The organism is Vibrio genomosp. F10 str. ZF-129 (genome assembly GCF_000287055.2).
Taxonomy (GTDB): domain Bacteria; phylum Pseudomonadota; class Gammaproteobacteria; order Enterobacterales; family Vibrionaceae; genus Vibrio.
Genome location: NZ_AJYQ02000086.1, coordinates 60,855 through 77,292, shown reverse-complemented (window position 1 = coordinate 77,292; position 16,438 = coordinate 60,855). Strand labels below are relative to the sequence as shown.

At 44.4% G+C, this 16,438-nt stretch carries 14 protein-coding genes; 4 read left to right on the top strand and 10 right to left on the bottom strand.

Annotated features, from left to right (window positions below):
- Nucleotides 1-163: 163 nt before the first annotated feature.
- Genes hemG through A1QO_RS08830 form a run of 3 tightly spaced genes read right to left on the bottom strand, consistent with a single transcriptional unit; the run spans nucleotide 164 to nucleotide 2,817 of the window.
- Nucleotides 164-688: a menaquinone-dependent protoporphyrinogen IX dehydrogenase gene (hemG, locus tag A1QO_RS08840; RefSeq protein ID WP_017034393.1), complete on the bottom strand. Its 525-nt coding sequence runs from the start codon at nucleotides 686-688 to the stop codon at nucleotides 164-166.
- 11 nt (nucleotides 689-699) lie between these two features.
- On the bottom strand, nucleotides 700-2,157 hold the full coding sequence (locus A1QO_RS08835; RefSeq protein ID WP_026026673.1) for a TrkH family potassium uptake protein: 1,458 nt from the start codon (nucleotides 2,155-2,157) through the stop codon (nucleotides 700-702).
- Between the two features lie 39 nt (nucleotides 2,158-2,196).
- Entirely contained in the window at nucleotides 2,197-2,817 is a 621-nt protein-coding gene (locus tag A1QO_RS08830) for a YigZ family protein (protein WP_017034391.1), read from the bottom strand.
- 226 nt (nucleotides 2,818-3,043) lie between these two features.
- Between A1QO_RS08830 and fadB the strand changes: the two genes are divergently transcribed.
- On the top strand, nucleotides 3,044-5,215 hold the full coding sequence (gene fadB, locus A1QO_RS08825; RefSeq protein ID WP_017040192.1) for a fatty acid oxidation complex subunit alpha FadB: 2,172 nt from the start codon (nucleotides 3,044-3,046) through the stop codon (nucleotides 5,213-5,215).
- A 26-nt stretch (nucleotides 5,216-5,241) separates the two neighbouring features.
- A complete protein-coding gene (fadA, locus tag A1QO_RS08820; protein WP_017038353.1) occupies nucleotides 5,242-6,405 on the top strand; it encodes an acetyl-CoA C-acyltransferase FadA in 1,164 nt (387 codons plus the stop codon).
- A gap of 101 nt (nucleotides 6,406-6,506) precedes the next feature.
- Here fadA and punR read toward each other — a convergent pair whose 3' ends face one another.
- The gene (punR, locus tag A1QO_RS08815; protein WP_017040193.1) at nucleotides 6,507-7,409 is read right to left on the bottom strand and encodes a DNA-binding transcriptional activator PunR; all 903 of its coding nucleotides are present in this window, start codon (nucleotides 7,407-7,409) and stop codon (nucleotides 6,507-6,509) included.
- Nucleotides 7,410-7,570: 161 nt separating this feature from the next.
- On the opposite strand from punR, the gene punC reads away from it, so the two are divergent.
- Nucleotides 7,571-8,773: a purine nucleoside transporter PunC gene (punC, locus tag A1QO_RS08810; protein WP_017040194.1), complete on the top strand. Its 1,203-nt coding sequence runs from the start codon at nucleotides 7,571-7,573 to the stop codon at nucleotides 8,771-8,773.
- A gap of 81 nt (nucleotides 8,774-8,854) precedes the next feature.
- Here the strand turns inward: punC and A1QO_RS08805 are convergent, their stop codons facing one another.
- Nucleotides 8,855-9,631 carry a transporter substrate-binding domain-containing protein gene (locus A1QO_RS08805; RefSeq protein WP_017040195.1) on the bottom strand — a complete coding sequence of 259 codons (777 nt, stop codon included), beginning with the start codon at nucleotides 9,629-9,631 and terminating at the stop codon, nucleotides 8,855-8,857.
- Between the two features lie 93 nt (nucleotides 9,632-9,724).
- On the opposite strand from A1QO_RS08805, the gene A1QO_RS08800 reads away from it, so the two are divergent.
- The gene (locus A1QO_RS08800) at nucleotides 9,725-10,468 is read left to right on the top strand and encodes an amino acid ABC transporter permease (RefSeq protein WP_017034385.1); all 744 of its coding nucleotides are present in this window, start codon (nucleotides 9,725-9,727) and stop codon (nucleotides 10,466-10,468) included.
- A gap of 122 nt (nucleotides 10,469-10,590) precedes the next feature.
- On the opposite strand, the gene glmU is transcribed toward A1QO_RS08800, so the two are convergent.
- The 5 genes from glmU to atpA form a co-directional block, all read right to left on the bottom strand.
- On the bottom strand, nucleotides 10,591-11,955 hold the full coding sequence (gene glmU / locus A1QO_RS08795; RefSeq protein WP_026026672.1) for a bifunctional UDP-N-acetylglucosamine diphosphorylase/glucosamine-1-phosphate N-acetyltransferase GlmU: 1,365 nt from the start codon (nucleotides 11,953-11,955) through the stop codon (nucleotides 10,591-10,593).
- Nucleotides 11,956-12,099: 144 nt separating this feature from the next.
- Nucleotides 12,100-12,531 carry a F0F1 ATP synthase subunit epsilon gene (locus tag A1QO_RS08790; protein ID WP_017034383.1) on the bottom strand — a complete coding sequence of 144 codons (432 nt, stop codon included), beginning with the start codon at nucleotides 12,529-12,531 and terminating at the stop codon, nucleotides 12,100-12,102.
- 21 nt (nucleotides 12,532-12,552) lie between these two features.
- Entirely contained in the window at nucleotides 12,553-13,956 is a 1,404-nt protein-coding gene (gene atpD, locus A1QO_RS08785) for a F0F1 ATP synthase subunit beta (RefSeq protein ID WP_017034382.1), read from the bottom strand.
- A 30-nt stretch (nucleotides 13,957-13,986) separates the two neighbouring features.
- Complete coding sequence (gene atpG, locus A1QO_RS08780; RefSeq protein WP_017034381.1) at nucleotides 13,987-14,853, bottom strand: F0F1 ATP synthase subunit gamma; 867 nt, start codon at nucleotides 14,851-14,853, stop codon at nucleotides 13,987-13,989.
- Between the two features lie 35 nt (nucleotides 14,854-14,888).
- On the bottom strand, nucleotides 14,889-16,430 hold the full coding sequence (gene atpA, locus A1QO_RS08775; RefSeq protein ID WP_017034380.1) for a F0F1 ATP synthase subunit alpha: 1,542 nt from the start codon (nucleotides 16,428-16,430) through the stop codon (nucleotides 14,889-14,891).
- Nucleotides 16,431-16,438 lie beyond the last annotated feature (8 nt).

Below are 16,438 nucleotides of genomic sequence, written 5' to 3'. Positions count from 1 at the left end.
TTCGTCTTACTAATCACTGCCGAAGCCTTGCCCCGTCTGCCGTGTCAGTGAGGACGCATTATAGGGATTGGAATCTTGTTGGCAAGCGCTTTTTTATCTTTTTTTAAAGAAATACCTGATTCGATTAAAATCACAGCAAAAAGCCTCAAAATACTCACTTTTTCTACATTTCATTAAACTTTTTCGCAAATATAGAAACTTTAGACCAGTTGGTATATTCAACTTCTTTGGTGGTATCTGTCTCTCCACCGGTCAATTTCATAATAAAGCGAATCATTACCCTATCAATCCACTTGTAACGCGGATAATAGAGTGCACCAGCAAATACACCTATCAACTTAGGTGCCCAAGGTGATTTCTTTAAAAAAGTTTTAATATAGACACTACCTTCAGGAGTGTCCTTTCCTTGCTCTTCTTTTCGCGCCGTCAAGTTAACACAGAAAAATGCAGACTTTCCTGATTCTAGGCTGCTTTGGTTATTTTGAATAAATTGGTAGAGTTTCTTATTGAGGTGACCGTACCGTATAGAAGCACCAATCAACACTCTTTCATACTTACCCAGTTCCACCGTATCGACTTGGTGTATGTCTATTACATCACACTCATTAAGATCCAACTCTTGTTGAATATAATGGATAATCTTTTTCGTTTGACCGTCTTGGCTTGAATATAAAAAGAGAGCTTTCATTGTTATTGTCCTTAACTACGCCAAAATGTCGGTGTGAGTAAGATAAGTAGGGTAAATATTTCTAGGCGGCCAAAGAGCATCGATATAATCAGCACCCATTTGGCTTTGTCGTTTACATCACCGAAGTGGAGAGCGACCTCCCCCAGTCCAGGTCCCAAATTATTCAGAGTTGCAGCCACCGCAGAAAAAGCGCTGAGTTCATCCATACCTGTCGCAATAAGACCTAACATGCAGACAACGAACACCAGCGCATAAGCTGAAAAGAATCCCCAAACCGCATCTACAACACGTTGAGATAGTGCCGTACCACCAACCTTGATGGTATAAACCGCTCTCGGGTGAACCAATCTTTTCATTTCTCTTGCGCCTTGCAAGGTCAACAACAATATACGAATCACTTTCATCCCACCTCCAGTAGAGCCGGCACAACCGCCAATAAAAGATGAAAAGAGCAAAAGAACAGGTAAGAACAATGGCCACTCCGAAAAACCTGTGGTGGTAAATCCTGCCGTTGTAGAAATGGAGACGGTTTGAAATAAGGCCTGATCAAAAGCATCATAAAGAGAGTCGTAAGTATGATGATTTAACAATATAAGGAAACAGACAACAAAAAGCAGCGCTTGTATAAATATGAACGCTCTAAACTCAGGATCTTTCCAGTAATATTTGGGGTGTACACCACCTGAAGCAAAGGCAGCAAAGTGAAGAGAATAGTTACATGCCGAGATCAATAAGAAAACAACCGTAATCATATTAATGGTTGAGCTATCGAAATACCCCATGCTCGCATCGTGGGTCGAAAAACCACCAATAGCGATCGTAGAAAAGCTATGACTTATCGCGTCAAACGGTGTCATTCCCGCAAACCAAAACGCTGTCGCACACGCGATCGTCAAACTGAGGTATATATACCATAAAGCTTTCGCTGTTTCGGCTATCCGTGGAGTCATCTTACTGTCTTTTACTGGACCAGGAATTTCGGCTCGATACAGCTGCATACCACCGATACCAAGCACAGGCAAAATAGCCACAGCCAAGACGATGATCCCCATTCCGCCAAACCACTGCAAAAACTGCCGATAAAAAAGGATCGCTTTCGGCAGATCATCAAGCCCAACAATTACTGTCGCCCCTGTGGTTGTTAAGGCGGAAAAGGACTCAAAGAAAGCATCAGTGACAGAGATGTTAGGATTATCAGCAATGAGAAAAGGGAGTGAGCCTGCACTGCCGATAACCGTCCAGAATAAAACCACAATAAGAAAGCCATCTCTGGCTTTAAGTTCTTGCTTATGGCTTCTATTCGGAAACCAGCAAATCGTGCCGCAGAAAAGCAACACAAAGAAAGTCGTCACAAATGGGACACCAGCACCATCTCGATAGAGCAAAGCAACAAGTGCAGGGGCGAGCATGGATACGCTAAAGAGAGCGAGCAGTAATCCGACTATTCGTATAATCGATCGAAATTGCATGGTTATTTATATATGAAGCAAGTGCTTCTGACTTCCTAGTTATGGTTCTATTTTTATGACCGTTGCTTTTGCACCACTTTTATTAATGACATTTTGAATAAAGCTATCGGCAACACGTTGCTCAATTTCGATCATCAATATGACATTACCACTGTAGTTTGCATCAATCTCTATCGCTTGATATTGAGTCAAAAGAGATTGAGCTATCGGCATGAAGCCATAGTCTAACTCTAGCTGTAATTTAATGGTTATTTTTTTCTCGATTGTTTGAAGCAGCTTGAGTGCTTGTTGCACGCCTCCACCATATGCTTTGACCAATCCCCCCGTGCCAAGTTTAATTCCGCCAGAGTAGCGAGTGACTACAGCAGATAATTCACCAACCCCTGACCCAGATAACTGAGCCAAGATAGGCTTACCGGCTGTGCCTGAAGGTTCACCATCATCACTAAATCCCCACTTCATTGAATCTTCTGCCCGTCCTGCAACAAATCCCCAACAATTATGCCGAGCGCTAGAATGCTGTTTTTTAATCCCATCGATAAAGAACTTAGCCGCCTCTATACTTGGCGTATGAGCAAGTTGCGTAATGAAAACACTTTTCTTTATCTCTTCCTCATACATTACGGGACTTTCTGGTATCAAATAAGGTTGGTCATTCATGAGTTTACATAAGCTGAATCAAGAATAGGCAGTGTATCACGAGCATAAGGAAAAAGTGGGCCGTTCTGTTTTACCGCACAATGTTAAACAGTTGTTTAAAAAATGTATTGAAAATAATCAAAGTTGAGTACACACTAAAAAAACTGGTCAAACCAGAACGATAATCATACAAATAAAACAATAACTCTCACACACAGCCTCAAACTGTATGTCACGGAGATAGACAATGATTTACCAAGCCAACACCCTAAAGGTAAAAAAACACGAGAATGGAATAGCGGAACTGAGTTTTTGCGCACCGAAGTCCGTCAATAAACTGGATTTATCCACGTTAGAATCACTCGACAAAGCGCTTGATGCAATAAAAGCACAATCGGACGTTAAAGGATTAATTCTTACTTCAGATAAAGATACCTTTATCGTCGGTGCTGATATCACGGAATTTTTAGGCCTCTTTGCTAAAACCGACCAAGAGCTTGATCAATGGCTTCGTTTTGCCAATGACATCTTCAGCAAACTCGAAGATCTTCCTTTCCCAACACTCTCCGCATTAAAAGGTCACACCCTTGGTGGCGGATGTGAGTGTGTGCTCGCTACCGACTTCCGCATTGGTGATAAAACCACCAGCATTGGTCTACCAGAGACAAAACTAGGCATCATGCCAGGATTTGGGGGGTGCGTTCGACTACCTCGCGTCATTGGTGCCGATAGTGCAATGGAAATTATCACCCAAGGAAAAGCCTGTCGTGCTGATGAAGCGCTAAAAATAGGATTACTGGATGCGATTGTTGAATCGGATTCATTAACACAATCTGCTATTAACACTGTCTTACTTGCTGCTAATGAAGAAATAGACTGGAAAAAGCGTCGTAAGCAGAAGACGTCTGCGCTATCACTGAGCAAGTTAGAAGCGATGATGAGCTTCACCATGGCAAAAGGGTTGGTTGCTCAGAAAGCCGGGCCTCATTATCCAGCCCCAATGACGGCTGTTGTGGCGATAGAAAAAGCAGCACGCAGCGATCGCAACGACGCGTTAGATATTGAACGCCAGCTGTTCATCAAACTCGCCAAATCAGAAGAGGCTAAATCGCTCGTCGGGTTATTCCTAAATGACCAATATATTAAAAGTCTTGCTAAACAAGCGGGCAAATCAGCAAACAAAGCCACTGAACGAGCAGCTGTCATCGGCGCAGGAATCATGGGGGGCGGTATCGCTTACCAATCTGCGTTAAAAGGCGTACCTGTGATGATGAAAGACATCGCACAAGCGTCTCTTGATCTTGGTATGAATGAAGCTTCTAAGCTGTTGAATAAACGCTTATCACGCGGTCGCCTAGATGGATTCAAGATGGCAGGTATTCTGTCTTCTATTACTCCAAGTCTGCATTATGCTGGAATTGAACAGTCAGATGTGATTGTGGAAGCGGTTGTAGAAAACCCTGCGGTGAAAGCAGCGGTGCTGAGTGAAGTAGAAAAGCATGTGAGTGAAGACGCGGTTCTAACGTCAAACACCTCAACGATTCCAATCAACCTGTTAGCGAAATCTTTGCAACGCCCAGAAAATTTCTGTGGCATGCACTTCTTTAACCCTGTGCATCGCATGCCTTTGGTTGAGATCATTCGTGGCGAGCATACTTCAGAAGAAACCATCAATCGCGTAGTCGCTTACGCAGCGAAGATGGGCAAATCCCCTATCGTTGTTAATGACTGCCCAGGCTTCTTCGTTAACCGTGTACTTTTCCCTTACTTTGGCGGTTTCAGCATGTTGTTACGTGACGGCGCTGACTTCACTAAAATTGATAAAGTCATGGAGCGTAAGTTCGGCTGGCCAATGGGTCCGGCATACTTGCTTGACGTTGTGGGCCTAGATACAGCACACCACGCTCAAGCAGTCATGGCGCAAGGTTTCCCAGAGCGTATGGGCAAAGAAGGTCGTGATGCGATTGACGCACTTTACGTCGCTGAAAAATACGGCCAGAAGAACGGCAGCGGTTTCTACACGTACAGCGTAGACAAACGCGGTCGTCCGAAGAAAACCTTCTCTGAAGACATTCTTCCTATCCTGGCAGACGTATGCCAACAGCCAACAGATTTCGATGATGAAACCATCATTCAACGTGTCATGATTCCAATGATCAATGAAGTGGTACTTTGTTTAGAAGAAGGCATCATTGCATCGCCACAGGAAGCCGATATGGCATTGGTTTATGGATTAGGCTTTCCTCCATTTAGAGGGGGGGTATTCCGCTACTTAGACAGCGTGGGTATTAACAACTTTGTTGAAATGGCAAAAGGCTATCAACAGCTTGGGGCTATGTATCAAGTACCTCAGTCACTCATTGATATGGCAGAGAAAGGCGAACGCTTTTACGACGCGCAACAATCCAGTTCTCTATAACCCACACTTGGAAAAGGAATAGCAAAATGAATAATGTAGTGATTGTTGATTGCCTTCGTACCCCAATGGGACGCTCCAAAGGTGGAGCTTTCCGTCATACTCGTGCCGAAGACCTATCAGCACATTTGATGAAAGGTATTTTAGAGCGCAACCCTGAAGTTAACCCGGTCGAAATAGAAGATATCTACTGGGGCTGTGTCCAGCAGACGCTCGAACAAGGTTTTAATGTGGCACGTAATGCTGCGCTGCTAGCAGGATTACCCATTGAAATTGGTGCCGTCACCGTAAACCGTTTATGCGGTTCGTCAATGCAAGCTCTGCATGATGCTGCGCGTTCAATCATGGTGGGCGATGCTGAAATCTGCTTAATCGGCGGTGTTGAGCATATGGGCCACGTACCCATGAATCACGGGGTCGATTTTCACCCTGGTATGTCTAAGACTGTCGCAAAAGCGGCGGGGATGATGGGTCTAACGGCTGAAATGCTAGGTAAAATGCACGGTATTAGCCGTGAAGACCAAGATGCATTTGCCGCACGTTCCCACGCCAGAGCACAGGCAGCAACGGTAGAAGGTCGTTTCAAAAATGAAATCCTGCCTACAGAAGCGCACGCTGCTGACGGTTCGTTATTCACTTTAGACTACGATGAAGTTATTCGACCAGAAACAACGGTTGAAGGCCTATCTCAATTGCGCCCCGTGTTTGACCCAGCCAACGGTACCGTAACTGCGGGGTCATCATCTGCTCTTTCTGATGGTGCTTCTGCAATGCTTATCATGAGCGAAGAGAAAGCCAACGCACTTGGCCTTAAGATTCGTGCTCGCGTGAAGTCGATGGCGATTGCTGGTTGCGATCCTTCAATCATGGGTTACGGCCCTGTACCAGCAACCAAAAAAGCATTGAAACGTGCAGGCCTAACCATTGAAGACATGGGCGTTGTTGAACTTAATGAAGCATTTGCAGCGCAGTCTTTACCTTGTGCAAAAGACCTAGGCCTGCTTGATGTTGTCGATGAAAAGGTCAACCTAAATGGAGGCGCCATAGCACTTGGTCACCCTCTCGGCTGTTCAGGTTCGCGTATTTCGACCACACTGATCAATCTTATGGAAGCCAAAGACGTGAAATACGGCTTGGCGACAATGTGCATAGGTTTAGGCCAAGGTATTGCAACGGTATTTGAACGACCTTAGCGATTATTTAAAAGTAAAAATCAAACAAGCCAGTGATCTTCCCACTGGCTTTTTTCTCGTCTTCAACCTTGAGTTATTGAACTCTCGCTTTTGCTGTCGAACTAGGATTGCAACCAATCTTGATGAAGCTTCTCACGTGAACCAAGATACTCGACCATCCACTTAATGAGCCTGTGATTCTCATCCTTTCTCCAGACTAAGCAGCACTGGCTTAATGGCTTATCTTCGTTGAGTACTTTCTCCACCAACAAACCTTCAGTAATCAGTGGTTGTGCTATATGTCGAGGCATGTACCCGACGCCCACCCCATTTTTTAAGCACTCTATTGCACTATACCAATTAGGCAAGAGTAAGCGCCTCTGCTTTGGGTAATGCACCGTATGACGTTTAGGAAGAACGACGGACGTGTCATCCAGGCAAATAGCAGGGTATTGACTGACAAAATCTTCTGTTAAATTTTGCTCTTTGACACACGGGTGGCTTGGCGACATCACAAAGGCCCAATCCAATATTCCCATATCTCTGACTTCAAACTCGCCACCAACAGGGACTGCGGATGTGGCACCAATAACAATATCGGCTCGCCCTTGAGAGATCGCTTCCCATGACCCATTAAAGACTTCCATATTGATTTGCAGCTCTGCAAATTCAAATGTTGAATAAAAATCTTCAATCAATGGCTTCATTTTATCCAGGCGAACCACGTTATCCAGTGTCAACTTGAGGGTCTTTTTCCACCCATGAGCGGCTCTCTTGGTTTGCGATTGGACTTCTTCCATGTGGCGCAACATGATTCGAGCTTCAACGACAAAGAGCTCTCCTGCAGGAGTCAGTTCTACTTTCCTAGGTAAACGCCGAAATAGCAAAACATCGAGATCTTGCTCAACCTGACGTACGCCATAACTGATCGCGGAAGGTACTTTGTGCAAAACATCCGCAGCGGCGGTAAAGCTACCCAGCCGAGCTACAGTGTCGATCATTTCTAAAGAAGATTTAGAGAACATTTATCCATCAAATTATTTGATTCATAACTAACAATTTTAGCGTTTAATTTTATTGATTACAAAAAATAGAATACCACCATGCGTACAGGAACCATAAGTGGCACCTTAACAGCAACGAAAAACAGAATTTAACAGTTAAAAAATTTGAACGGATAATAAATATGAACGTTTCTAAACTTCAGCTCGCTTACTTAGCGGCCCTCTCGATGCTTGGCTTTATTGCTACAGATATGTACCTCCCCGCCTTTAAAGCGATGGAGATGGATTTCGCGACAGGGCCTGAACAAATAGCGTTATCGCTGACCATATTCCTCGTCGGAATGGCACTGGGCCAACTACTGTGGGGACTGGCCAGTGATAAATATGGTCACCGAATGACGTTGGTCGCGGGGCTTAGTTTATTTACCATCGCCTCTTTTGGTTTGGCCTTTAGTGATCAGGTCTGGCAGCTTCTTACCCTCCGCTTTATTCAAGCGTTTGGCGTTTGTGCGCCTGCAGTTATTTGGCAAGCAATGGTGATCAAGCAATATTCTTCCAAAACCAGTCAACAAGTATTCGCAACCATAATGCCACTGGTCGCACTTTCTCCGGCACTGGCTCCTCAACTCGGCGTTGTCCTTGCTGATAATTTTGGTTGGCCTAGCATTTTCGTTGCTCTCACACTAATGGGAACCGCCTTGGTTGCTTTTACCTTTTCTCAACCAAAACAAGAAAAAGAACAGAAGCAATCTTCCATCAAGAGTGATATTAAAGCACTTGTTAGTTCAAAGGTTTATCTTGGCAACGTTATTATGTTTGCTACAGCGTCCGCTGCATTTTTTGCCTACTTAACGGGAATGCCAGAAATTATGTCTAAGCTAGGATATTCAGCTAAAGACATTGGTTTGAGCTTTATCCCCCAAACCCTTGCCTTTATGGTTGGTGGGTATTTGGGTAAGGCGAGTGTAAAAAAGTTTGGCGATGAAAAAGTACTCCGACACATTATTGGGCTATTTAGTGTTGCCGCTTTATTGGTGTTTATTGTGTCACAGTGGCAGCTCACATCCATCTGGCCTATTTTGACGCCATTCTGCTTTATAGCTGTTGCCAATGGTGCTTTGTATCCGATTGTAGTGAACAGAGCCCTTTCAAGCGCCAAACAGAGCCCAGCAACCGCAGCGGGATTGCAAAACAGCATTCAAATTAGCATCAGTAGCGCAGCCAGTGCACTGGTCGCCGCGATGGCGAGCCAAGCTCAATCGGCAACTGGTCTCGCTATTATCATTTGCACCCTAGGCTTATGGGTGGGTTATGTGCTCTCAAACAGACGACTTTCTAGACACTTTCGTGCACCAGACAACGCAAGAGTAGTAAGGGATAAATAATAAAAAGCGCCGCTATTGTTAGCGGCGCTTTTAAACTGTCAGCTTTTAAGCCCATAATAAGTACTTAAACAAAGTGCTTACTTACATACTCGTTAAGCCCCACTTCTGTGCGGTTTCTTTGAAAAAGCCTTGGGTTTTCTTTAACTCTACCCAGTGATTAATGTAGTTAATCCAAACTTGATCTTCTTGAGGTAGCAGCATAGCGATAGGAGTCGGCTTACGTGGCTCTTTCACTGGCACAATCGCCAACTGACTAAATTTCTCTACCAAAGTTGCCGCCTCAACATTTGAAGTCACCGACACATCAGCACGCCTTGCCAGTAATTCCTGAAAATCTCTGGCTGGCGCTTCAATCACGACATGCTTTGCCGAAGGAAAGAAATCTTTGACCATTTTTTCTTGAACCGTTCCCAACGTTGCTGCTACTCGAACATCGGATCGGTCAAAATCAGCCCAATCTGAAAATCGCTCAAGGTCTTTCTTCTGTACAACAGGTACAAACGCCAAATAAAAGTAAGGCTGGCTGTAGCCTGCCACTTTCGCTCGAGACATGTTCAGTGAAGCACTTCCCGTAATGTCGTATTTACCCGCGGTAATACCGTTCACTAAGGTTTTCCAATCTGTCGGCACATATTCTACTTTGACACCAAGATCTTTGGCCAACTCGGTCGTCACATCAATATCAAACCCACGGTAACTGTTGGTTGCAGGATCTTTCATTGTCATCGGGTTCCAATCCCCAGTTGTCCCAACCTTCAACACCCCATTATTTAAAATGTCATGCAAGCGGCTAGTCTCCGCAGCAAGCGTACTTAAAGACAGCAAACACATTCCCAAAAATATCATCAATTTCTTCATTATTATTATCCTTAAAATAAGTTACTTTTTATGCTGCATGATTGATAACATAGCAGTAACAAATGATTTTATTTAGTTTGAATAGGTAATAGTGTGAACCTTCGTACGCTCACCGCTCTATTAACAATGTTGTCACTCACTGGATGCTCAGACTACCAGTGGGGCTGGTATATTCTCGATCCAACCACCCCTCAAGGGCAGACCAACCTAAAGTTTCTCACCGCAGGCTTTTACGATACGATTTCTGTTTCACTATTAAGCATGGTTTTAGCCATGTTGATTGGTCTACTGGTCGCGTTGCCCGCATTATCTAACAACAAGGTCTTACGTGGATTAAACAGAATCTATGTGGAATCGGTACGTTCTATTCCTGTACTGGTTCTGCTTTTATGGGTCTATTATGGAATGCCGACATTACTCGATGTCTCCCTTGACTACTTTTGGGCGGGTGTGATTGCATTAACAATTGCAGAAAGTGCGTTTATGGCTGAAGTGTTTCGAGGCGGCATTCAATCCATCAGTAAGGGACAGCATGAAGCAGCAGAAGCTCTAGGGCTGAACTACTGGCGCAAGATGCAATACGTGATATTTCCACAAGCTTTTCGTCAGATATTACCCCCTCTAGGTAATCAATTTGTCTATATACTCAAAATGTCATCGTTAGTGAGTGTCATCGGGCTCAGTGATCTAACACGGCGTGCAAACGAGTTGGTCGTTAATGAGTACTTACCTCTCGAAATTTATACCTTTCTCGTCTTTGAATACCTAATTCTAATATTATGCGTTTCTCAAGCTGTTCGCTGGCTAGAAAAACGAATCGCTATTCCTCAAAACTAAGCGGATCCTCGTTATCTAAGCATTTAGATACTGAAATCAAAAAGGGTTGGCACAAAGCCAACCCTTTTGTTTATCTATCATGACGGTCTAAGCCAAGCTAGTCAAAACTGATATCGTTCAGACTATTTGGTCTTTTTTACTGGGCGTTGCCAATTAGAAAATTTACGCTCTTTTGCTCGTGAAATGACCAACTCACCTCGTTCAACGTCTTTCGTCAATGTGGTTCCGGCACCGATAGTCGCTCCATCAGCAATAGTAACAGGAGCGATCAACTGGCAGTCAGAGCCAACGAAAACATCATCACCTATCGTGGTCTTAAACTTATTTGCACCGTCGTAGTTACACGTGATCACACCCGCACCAACATTTACACGCTGGCCAATTTGAGCATCGCCTAAATATGTTAGGTGATTCGCTTTTGATCCTTCACCTATTGAGGTGTTTTTCACTTCAACAAAGTTACCTACGTGCGCGTCATTCTTAAGCTCAGCGCCAGGGCGAAGACGAGTGAATGGACCAACCGTACACTCTTCTCCGACCGTCGCGCCTTCAATCACGCTGTATGGTCGGATAACGGTGTTGTCGTCGATTTCACAATCTTTAAGTACACAGCCGGTACCTATAATAACGTTATCACCAATAGACACATTACCTTCAATAATAACGTTCGTATCAATCTCAACGTCCATTCCGCACTGCAGTTCACCGCGAAGGTCAAAACGAGAAGGATCGCGTAACATTACGCCCTGCTCTAATAATTTTTGTGCTTGTGCTGATTGATAGGCCCGCTCTAAACGCGCAAGTTGAGAACGGTCGTTAACTCCTTCAACTTCAATCGCACTCATTGGGTGAACCGCTTCAACTGCGCGGCCTTCGCTGTGCGCAGCCGCTATGACATCAGTTAGATAATACTCACCTTGCGCATTTTGATTATTAAGCCCTGCGAGCCAACGTTTCAGGTCGCCTCCCGTTGCCACCATCACGCCGGTGTTAATCTCTTTAATGAGCTTCTGCTCGTCAGTTGCATCTTTCTGTTCAACAATCGCAATAACAGGGCCATTTCGTCGAACGATACGGCCATATCCCATCGGATTATCAAGCACGACGGTGAGTAAGGCGATACCACCGTTAGGCTGAGCTTCAAGTAAACTCTCGACGGTTTCTTCAGAAATCAACGGTACATCACCGTAAAGAACGAGGACTTTTTCGTTATCATCAAACTGAGGTGAGGCCTGGTCAACGGCGTGGCCAGTACCGAGTTGATCCGCTTGCAATACCCAACTTACCGACTCTTCACTGAGGACGGCTTGCATTTGCTCACCACCATGACCATAGACTAAATGAATATTTTGAGCACCTAAGCTATTGCATGTATCAATCACATGCTTAACCATCGGCTTACCTGCCAATGTATGTAATACCTTAGGCATGTTTGAATACATGCGGGTTCCTTTACCCGCAGCGAGAATGACCGCACTAAATTTCATTTCTAACCTACTGACATTTTTTTAATTAAGTGCTGATTCTAGCGGTTAATCCATCATTAGTTAAATACGAATGTCCGCTTTATAAAAAATTCCAACAAAAAAGGCAGCGATTAGGCTGCCTTTTATATCAAACGAAGCTAAGTGTTAGCGACGTCTGTTCACCAGTTCAATGACTTTCAACTGAGCAACGGCTTTCGCAAGTTCCGCAGATGCTTTCGCAAAATCAACATCACCATAAGGTTGGTTGATCAGCTCTTCAGCACGGCGTTTAGCTTCTTCCGCTTTAGCAAGGTCTAAGTCCTTACCGCGTACAGCAGTATCCGCTAAAATGGTCACATCGTTGGCTTGTACTTCTAAAACACCACCAGAAAGATAAATGATTTCTTCATCACCTTTCTTAGAAACAATGCGAACCATACCCGGGCGAATCGTGGTTAATAGCGGAGTGTGTCCCGCTAAAACACCAAGGTCACCTTTCTCACCTGAAATCTGAATGCTACGAGCTTGACCCGAATAAATTCGTTGTTCTGCACTCACAACATCCAAATGGAAGCTTACTGATGTTAATGCTGTCATAACGCCTCCTGTAAGACTCTATTAAAGCTTCTTCGCGTTCTCTAGCGCATCGTCAATCGTACCGCAGTACATAAACGCTTGCTCTGGAATATCGTCGTATTCGCCAGCTAGAAGACCTTTAAAGCCACGTAGTGTCTCGCTAAGAGGTACGTATACACCAGGGTCACCCGTAAATACTTCAGCAACGTGGTAAGGTTGAGTTAGGTAACGTTCAATCTTACGAGCGCGAGATACGACTTGCTTATCTGATTCAGAAAGTTCGTCCATACCCAGTATCGCAATGATATCTTTCAACTCTTTGTAACGCTGAAGCGTTTGCTGAACATTTTGCGCAATGTCGTAGTGCTCTTGACCAACAACCAGTGGATCAAGTTGACGAGAAGATGAATCTAACGGGTCAATCGCAGGGTAAAGACCCATAGCTGCGATATTACGGTTAAGTACAACTGTTGCGTCTAAGTGAGCAAACGTTGTTGCAGGAGACGGGTCAGTCAAGTCATCCGCAGGTACGTATACCGCCTGTACAGACGTGATAGAACCTGATTTCGTTGACGTGATACGTTCTTGAAGAACACCCATTTCTTCTGCCAATGTTGGCTGGTAACCTACCGCAGATGGCATACGACCTAGTAGAGCCGAAACCTCTGTACCTGCAAGTGTGTAACGGTAAATGTTATCAATGAACAGAAGTACGTCACGACCTTCGTCACGGAAACGTTCTGCCATTGTCAAACCAGTCAGGGCAACACGTAGACGGTTTCCTGGTGGCTCGTTCATTTGACCGTAAACCATTGCTACTTTTGATTCTTCAGGGTTTTCGATGTTTACAACACCTGCTTCCTGCATCTCGTAGTAGAAATCGTTACCCTCACGAGTACGCTCACCAACACCCGCAAATACTGACAGACCTGAGTGCTGTAGTGCGATGTTATTGATAAGTTCCATCATGTTAACGGTTTTACCTACACCAGCACCACCGAATAGACCGATTTTACCACCCTTAGCGAATGGACAAATTAAGTCGATTACCTTAACACCAGTCTCTAGTAGCTCTGTTGCGTTCGATAATTCTTCATAGCTCGGTGCTTGACGGTGGATAGAATAATGTTCTTCCGCACCGATTTCACCACACTCATCAATCGCGTCACCAAGAACGTTCATGATACGACCTAGGGTCTTAGTACCTACTGGTACTGAGATTGGAGCACCAGTATTTTCTACTGTTACGCCGCGACGTAAACCATCTGAGCTACCCATTACGATTGCGCGAATAACGCCACCGCCAAGCTGTTGCTGCACTTCAAGAACTAAACGTTCTTTTGAGTCAGTCACATTCAGAGCATCGTATACGTTTGGAACGTCACTCTGTGGGAACTCTACGTCGACTACTGCTCCGATGATCTGTACGATCTTACCTGTAGCCATCGTTAATCCTCTAAATTTGTTTTACCTAAATTAAACTGCTGCTGCACCTGATACGATTTCAGATAACTCTTGTGTAATCGCCGTTTGACGGGCTTTGTTGTACACAAGCTCTAACTCTTCGATCAAATCGCCAGCATTGTCTGATGCTGCTTTCATAGCAACCATACGAGCAGCCATTTCACACGCTAAGTTCTCTACAACACCTTGATAAACTTGCGACTCGATATAACGAGCCATTAAGGTATTCAGAAGCACCTTCTGATCCGATTCGAACATATAGCTCCAAGCATGCTTGAACTGTTCTTCATCAGCGAATGATTTAGGCAAAGGTATTAATTGATCAATTTTTGGTTGTTGGGTCATTGAGTTGACAAACTCATTGAACACCAAATGCAAACGGTCAATCTCACCGTCTTGATACTTTTGTAACATGACGTTGATAGGGCCAATAAGATCATCAAGAGTAGGAGAATCTCCAAGACCTGACGTCTGAGCCACAATGTTTGCACCAATGCTATTGAAATAAGACGTTGCTTTTGAACCAATAACTGCCAGCTCTACATCAACCCCTTTCTCAGACCAATCGTTCATTTGTATAACGGCTTGCTTGAACATATTAATGTTCAAGCCGCCACACAAACCGCGATCAGATGAGATTACAATATACCCAACACGCTTAGCCTCACGTTCCAGTAGATATGGATGTTTATATTCCAAAGTACCGTGGGCTATATGACCAATGACCTTACGTATAATTTCAGCATATGGACGTGGCCCTTCCATCGCGTCTTGAGTTCGACGCATTTTAGAAGCGGCAACCATTTCCATTGCTTTCGTGATTTTCTGAGTGCTTTTAACACTACCAATCTTGCTACGAATTTCTTTTGAATTGGCCATCGTTACTCTCCGTTAACTACAAAACTAGGTTGTAATTACCAAGTTTGGGTTGCTTTGAAATCATCAACTAACTTTTTCAGTTGAGCTTCGATTTCTTTGTCATAAGCACCCGACTTGTTGATCTCAGTAGCCAATTCAGAATACTGAGCGTGAGCATACGATAGTAAAGCAGCTTCGAAATCTAGAATTTTGTTCAACTCTACATCTTCTAAATACCCGCGTTCAGCAGAGTAAATAGAAAGAGCTTGATCAAATACAGACATAGGAGCGTACTGTTTCTGCTTCATCAATTCAGTTACTTTCTGACCATGGTCTAGCTGCTTCTTCGTCGCTTCATCAAGGTCTGATGAGAACTGAGCAAAAGCGGCAAGTTCACGGTATTGTGCTAGAGCGGTACGGATACCACCAGAAAGCTTCTTAATGATTTTCGTTTGTGCAGAACCACCTACACGAGATACCGAAATACCTGGATCTACCGCAGGGCGAACACCCGCGTTAAACAGTTCTGACTGTAGGAAAATCTGACCATCAGTAATCGAAATTACGTTAGTCGGTACGAAAGCAGAAACGTCACCAGCTTGTGTTTCGATGATTGGTAGCGCGGTTAAAGAACCGGTTTTACCTTTCACTTCGCCATTAGTAAATGTTTCTACGTAGTGTTCGCTAACACGAGCGGCACGCTCAAGTAGACGAGAGTGAAGATAGAAAACATCACCAGGGAATGCTTCACGACCAGGTGGACGTTTTAGTAGCAATGAAATCTGACGGTACGCTACAGCTTGCTTAGAAAGATCATCATAAACGATCAAAGCATCTTCGCCGCGGTCACGGAAGTATTCACCCATTGCACAACCAGCGTATGGCGCTAGATATTGCAGAGCTGCTGATTCAGAAGCCGATGCCACAACCACAATCGTGTTTGCTAGTGCACCGTGCTCTTCAAGCTTACGTACCACGTTTGCGATAGTTGACGCTTTCTGACCAATAGCCACGTAAACAGAGTAAATACCAGAATCTTTCTGGTTGATGATTGCATCGATCGCCATTGCTGTTTTACCAGTTTGACGGTCACCGATGATTAGCTCACGCTGACCACGGCCGATTGGAATCATTGCATCTACTGATTTGTAACCAGTTTGAACTGGCTGATCGACTGACTTACGATCGATTACACCCGGTGCAATCACTTCAATAGGAGAAGATAGCTTCGCGTCAATAGGACCTTTACCATCGATCGGCGCGCCCAGTGTATTAACTACACGGCCAAGCAGTTCTGGACCTACCGGTACCTCAAGGATACGGCCAGTACCAGTCACTTTCATGCCTTCACGAAGACTAGTATAAGGACCCATTACTACCGCACCAACTGAATCACGATTCAAGTTAAGTGCTAAAGCGAAAAGGCCACCTGGAAGTTCAATCATTTCACCTTGCATCACGTCATCTAGACCGTGAATGCTAAGAATACCATCGCTCACAGAAACGATAGTACCTTCATTGCGAGCTTCAGATACGACATTGAATTTCTCAATACGCTGTCTGATCAGCTCGCTAATTTCCGTGGAATTAAGTTGCATTGCTCAAA

What these genes read in the sequence shown, in the direction of transcription:
- hemG (WP_017034393.1), bottom strand. Translation starts at nt 688, where the DNA reads ATGAAAGCTCTCTTTTTATATTCAAGCCAAGACGGTCAAACGAAAAAG.
- A1QO_RS08835 (WP_026026673.1), bottom strand. Translation starts at nt 2,157, where the DNA reads ATGCAATTTCGATCGATTATACGAATAGTCGGATTACTGCTCGCTCTC.
- A1QO_RS08830 (WP_017034391.1), bottom strand. Translation starts at nt 2,817, where the DNA reads ATGAATGACCAACCTTATTTGATACCAGAAAGTCCCGTAATGTATGAG.
- fadB (WP_017040192.1), top strand. Translation starts at nt 3,044, where the DNA reads ATGATTTACCAAGCCAACACCCTAAAGGTAAAAAAACACGAGAATGGA.
- fadA (WP_017038353.1), top strand. Translation starts at nt 5,242, where the DNA reads ATGAATAATGTAGTGATTGTTGATTGCCTTCGTACCCCAATGGGACGC.
- punR (WP_017040193.1), bottom strand. Translation starts at nt 7,409, where the DNA reads ATGTTCTCTAAATCTTCTTTAGAAATGATCGACACTGTAGCTCGGCTG.
- punC (WP_017040194.1), top strand. Translation starts at nt 7,571, where the DNA reads ATGAACGTTTCTAAACTTCAGCTCGCTTACTTAGCGGCCCTCTCGATG.
- A1QO_RS08805 (WP_017040195.1), bottom strand. Translation starts at nt 9,631, where the DNA reads ATGAAGAAATTGATGATATTTTTGGGAATGTGTTTGCTGTCTTTAAGT.
- glmU (WP_026026672.1), bottom strand. Translation starts at nt 11,955, where the DNA reads ATGAAATTTAGTGCGGTCATTCTCGCTGCGGGTAAAGGAACCCGCATG.
- A1QO_RS08790 (WP_017034383.1), bottom strand. Translation starts at nt 12,531, where the DNA reads ATGACAGCATTAACATCAGTAAGCTTCCATTTGGATGTTGTGAGTGCA.
- atpD (WP_017034382.1), bottom strand. Translation starts at nt 13,956, where the DNA reads ATGGCTACAGGTAAGATCGTACAGATCATCGGAGCAGTAGTCGACGTA.
- atpG (WP_017034381.1), bottom strand. Translation starts at nt 14,853, where the DNA reads ATGGCCAATTCAAAAGAAATTCGTAGCAAGATTGGTAGTGTTAAAAGC.
- atpA (WP_017034380.1), bottom strand. Translation starts at nt 16,430, where the DNA reads ATGCAACTTAATTCCACGGAAATTAGCGAGCTGATCAGACAGCGTATT.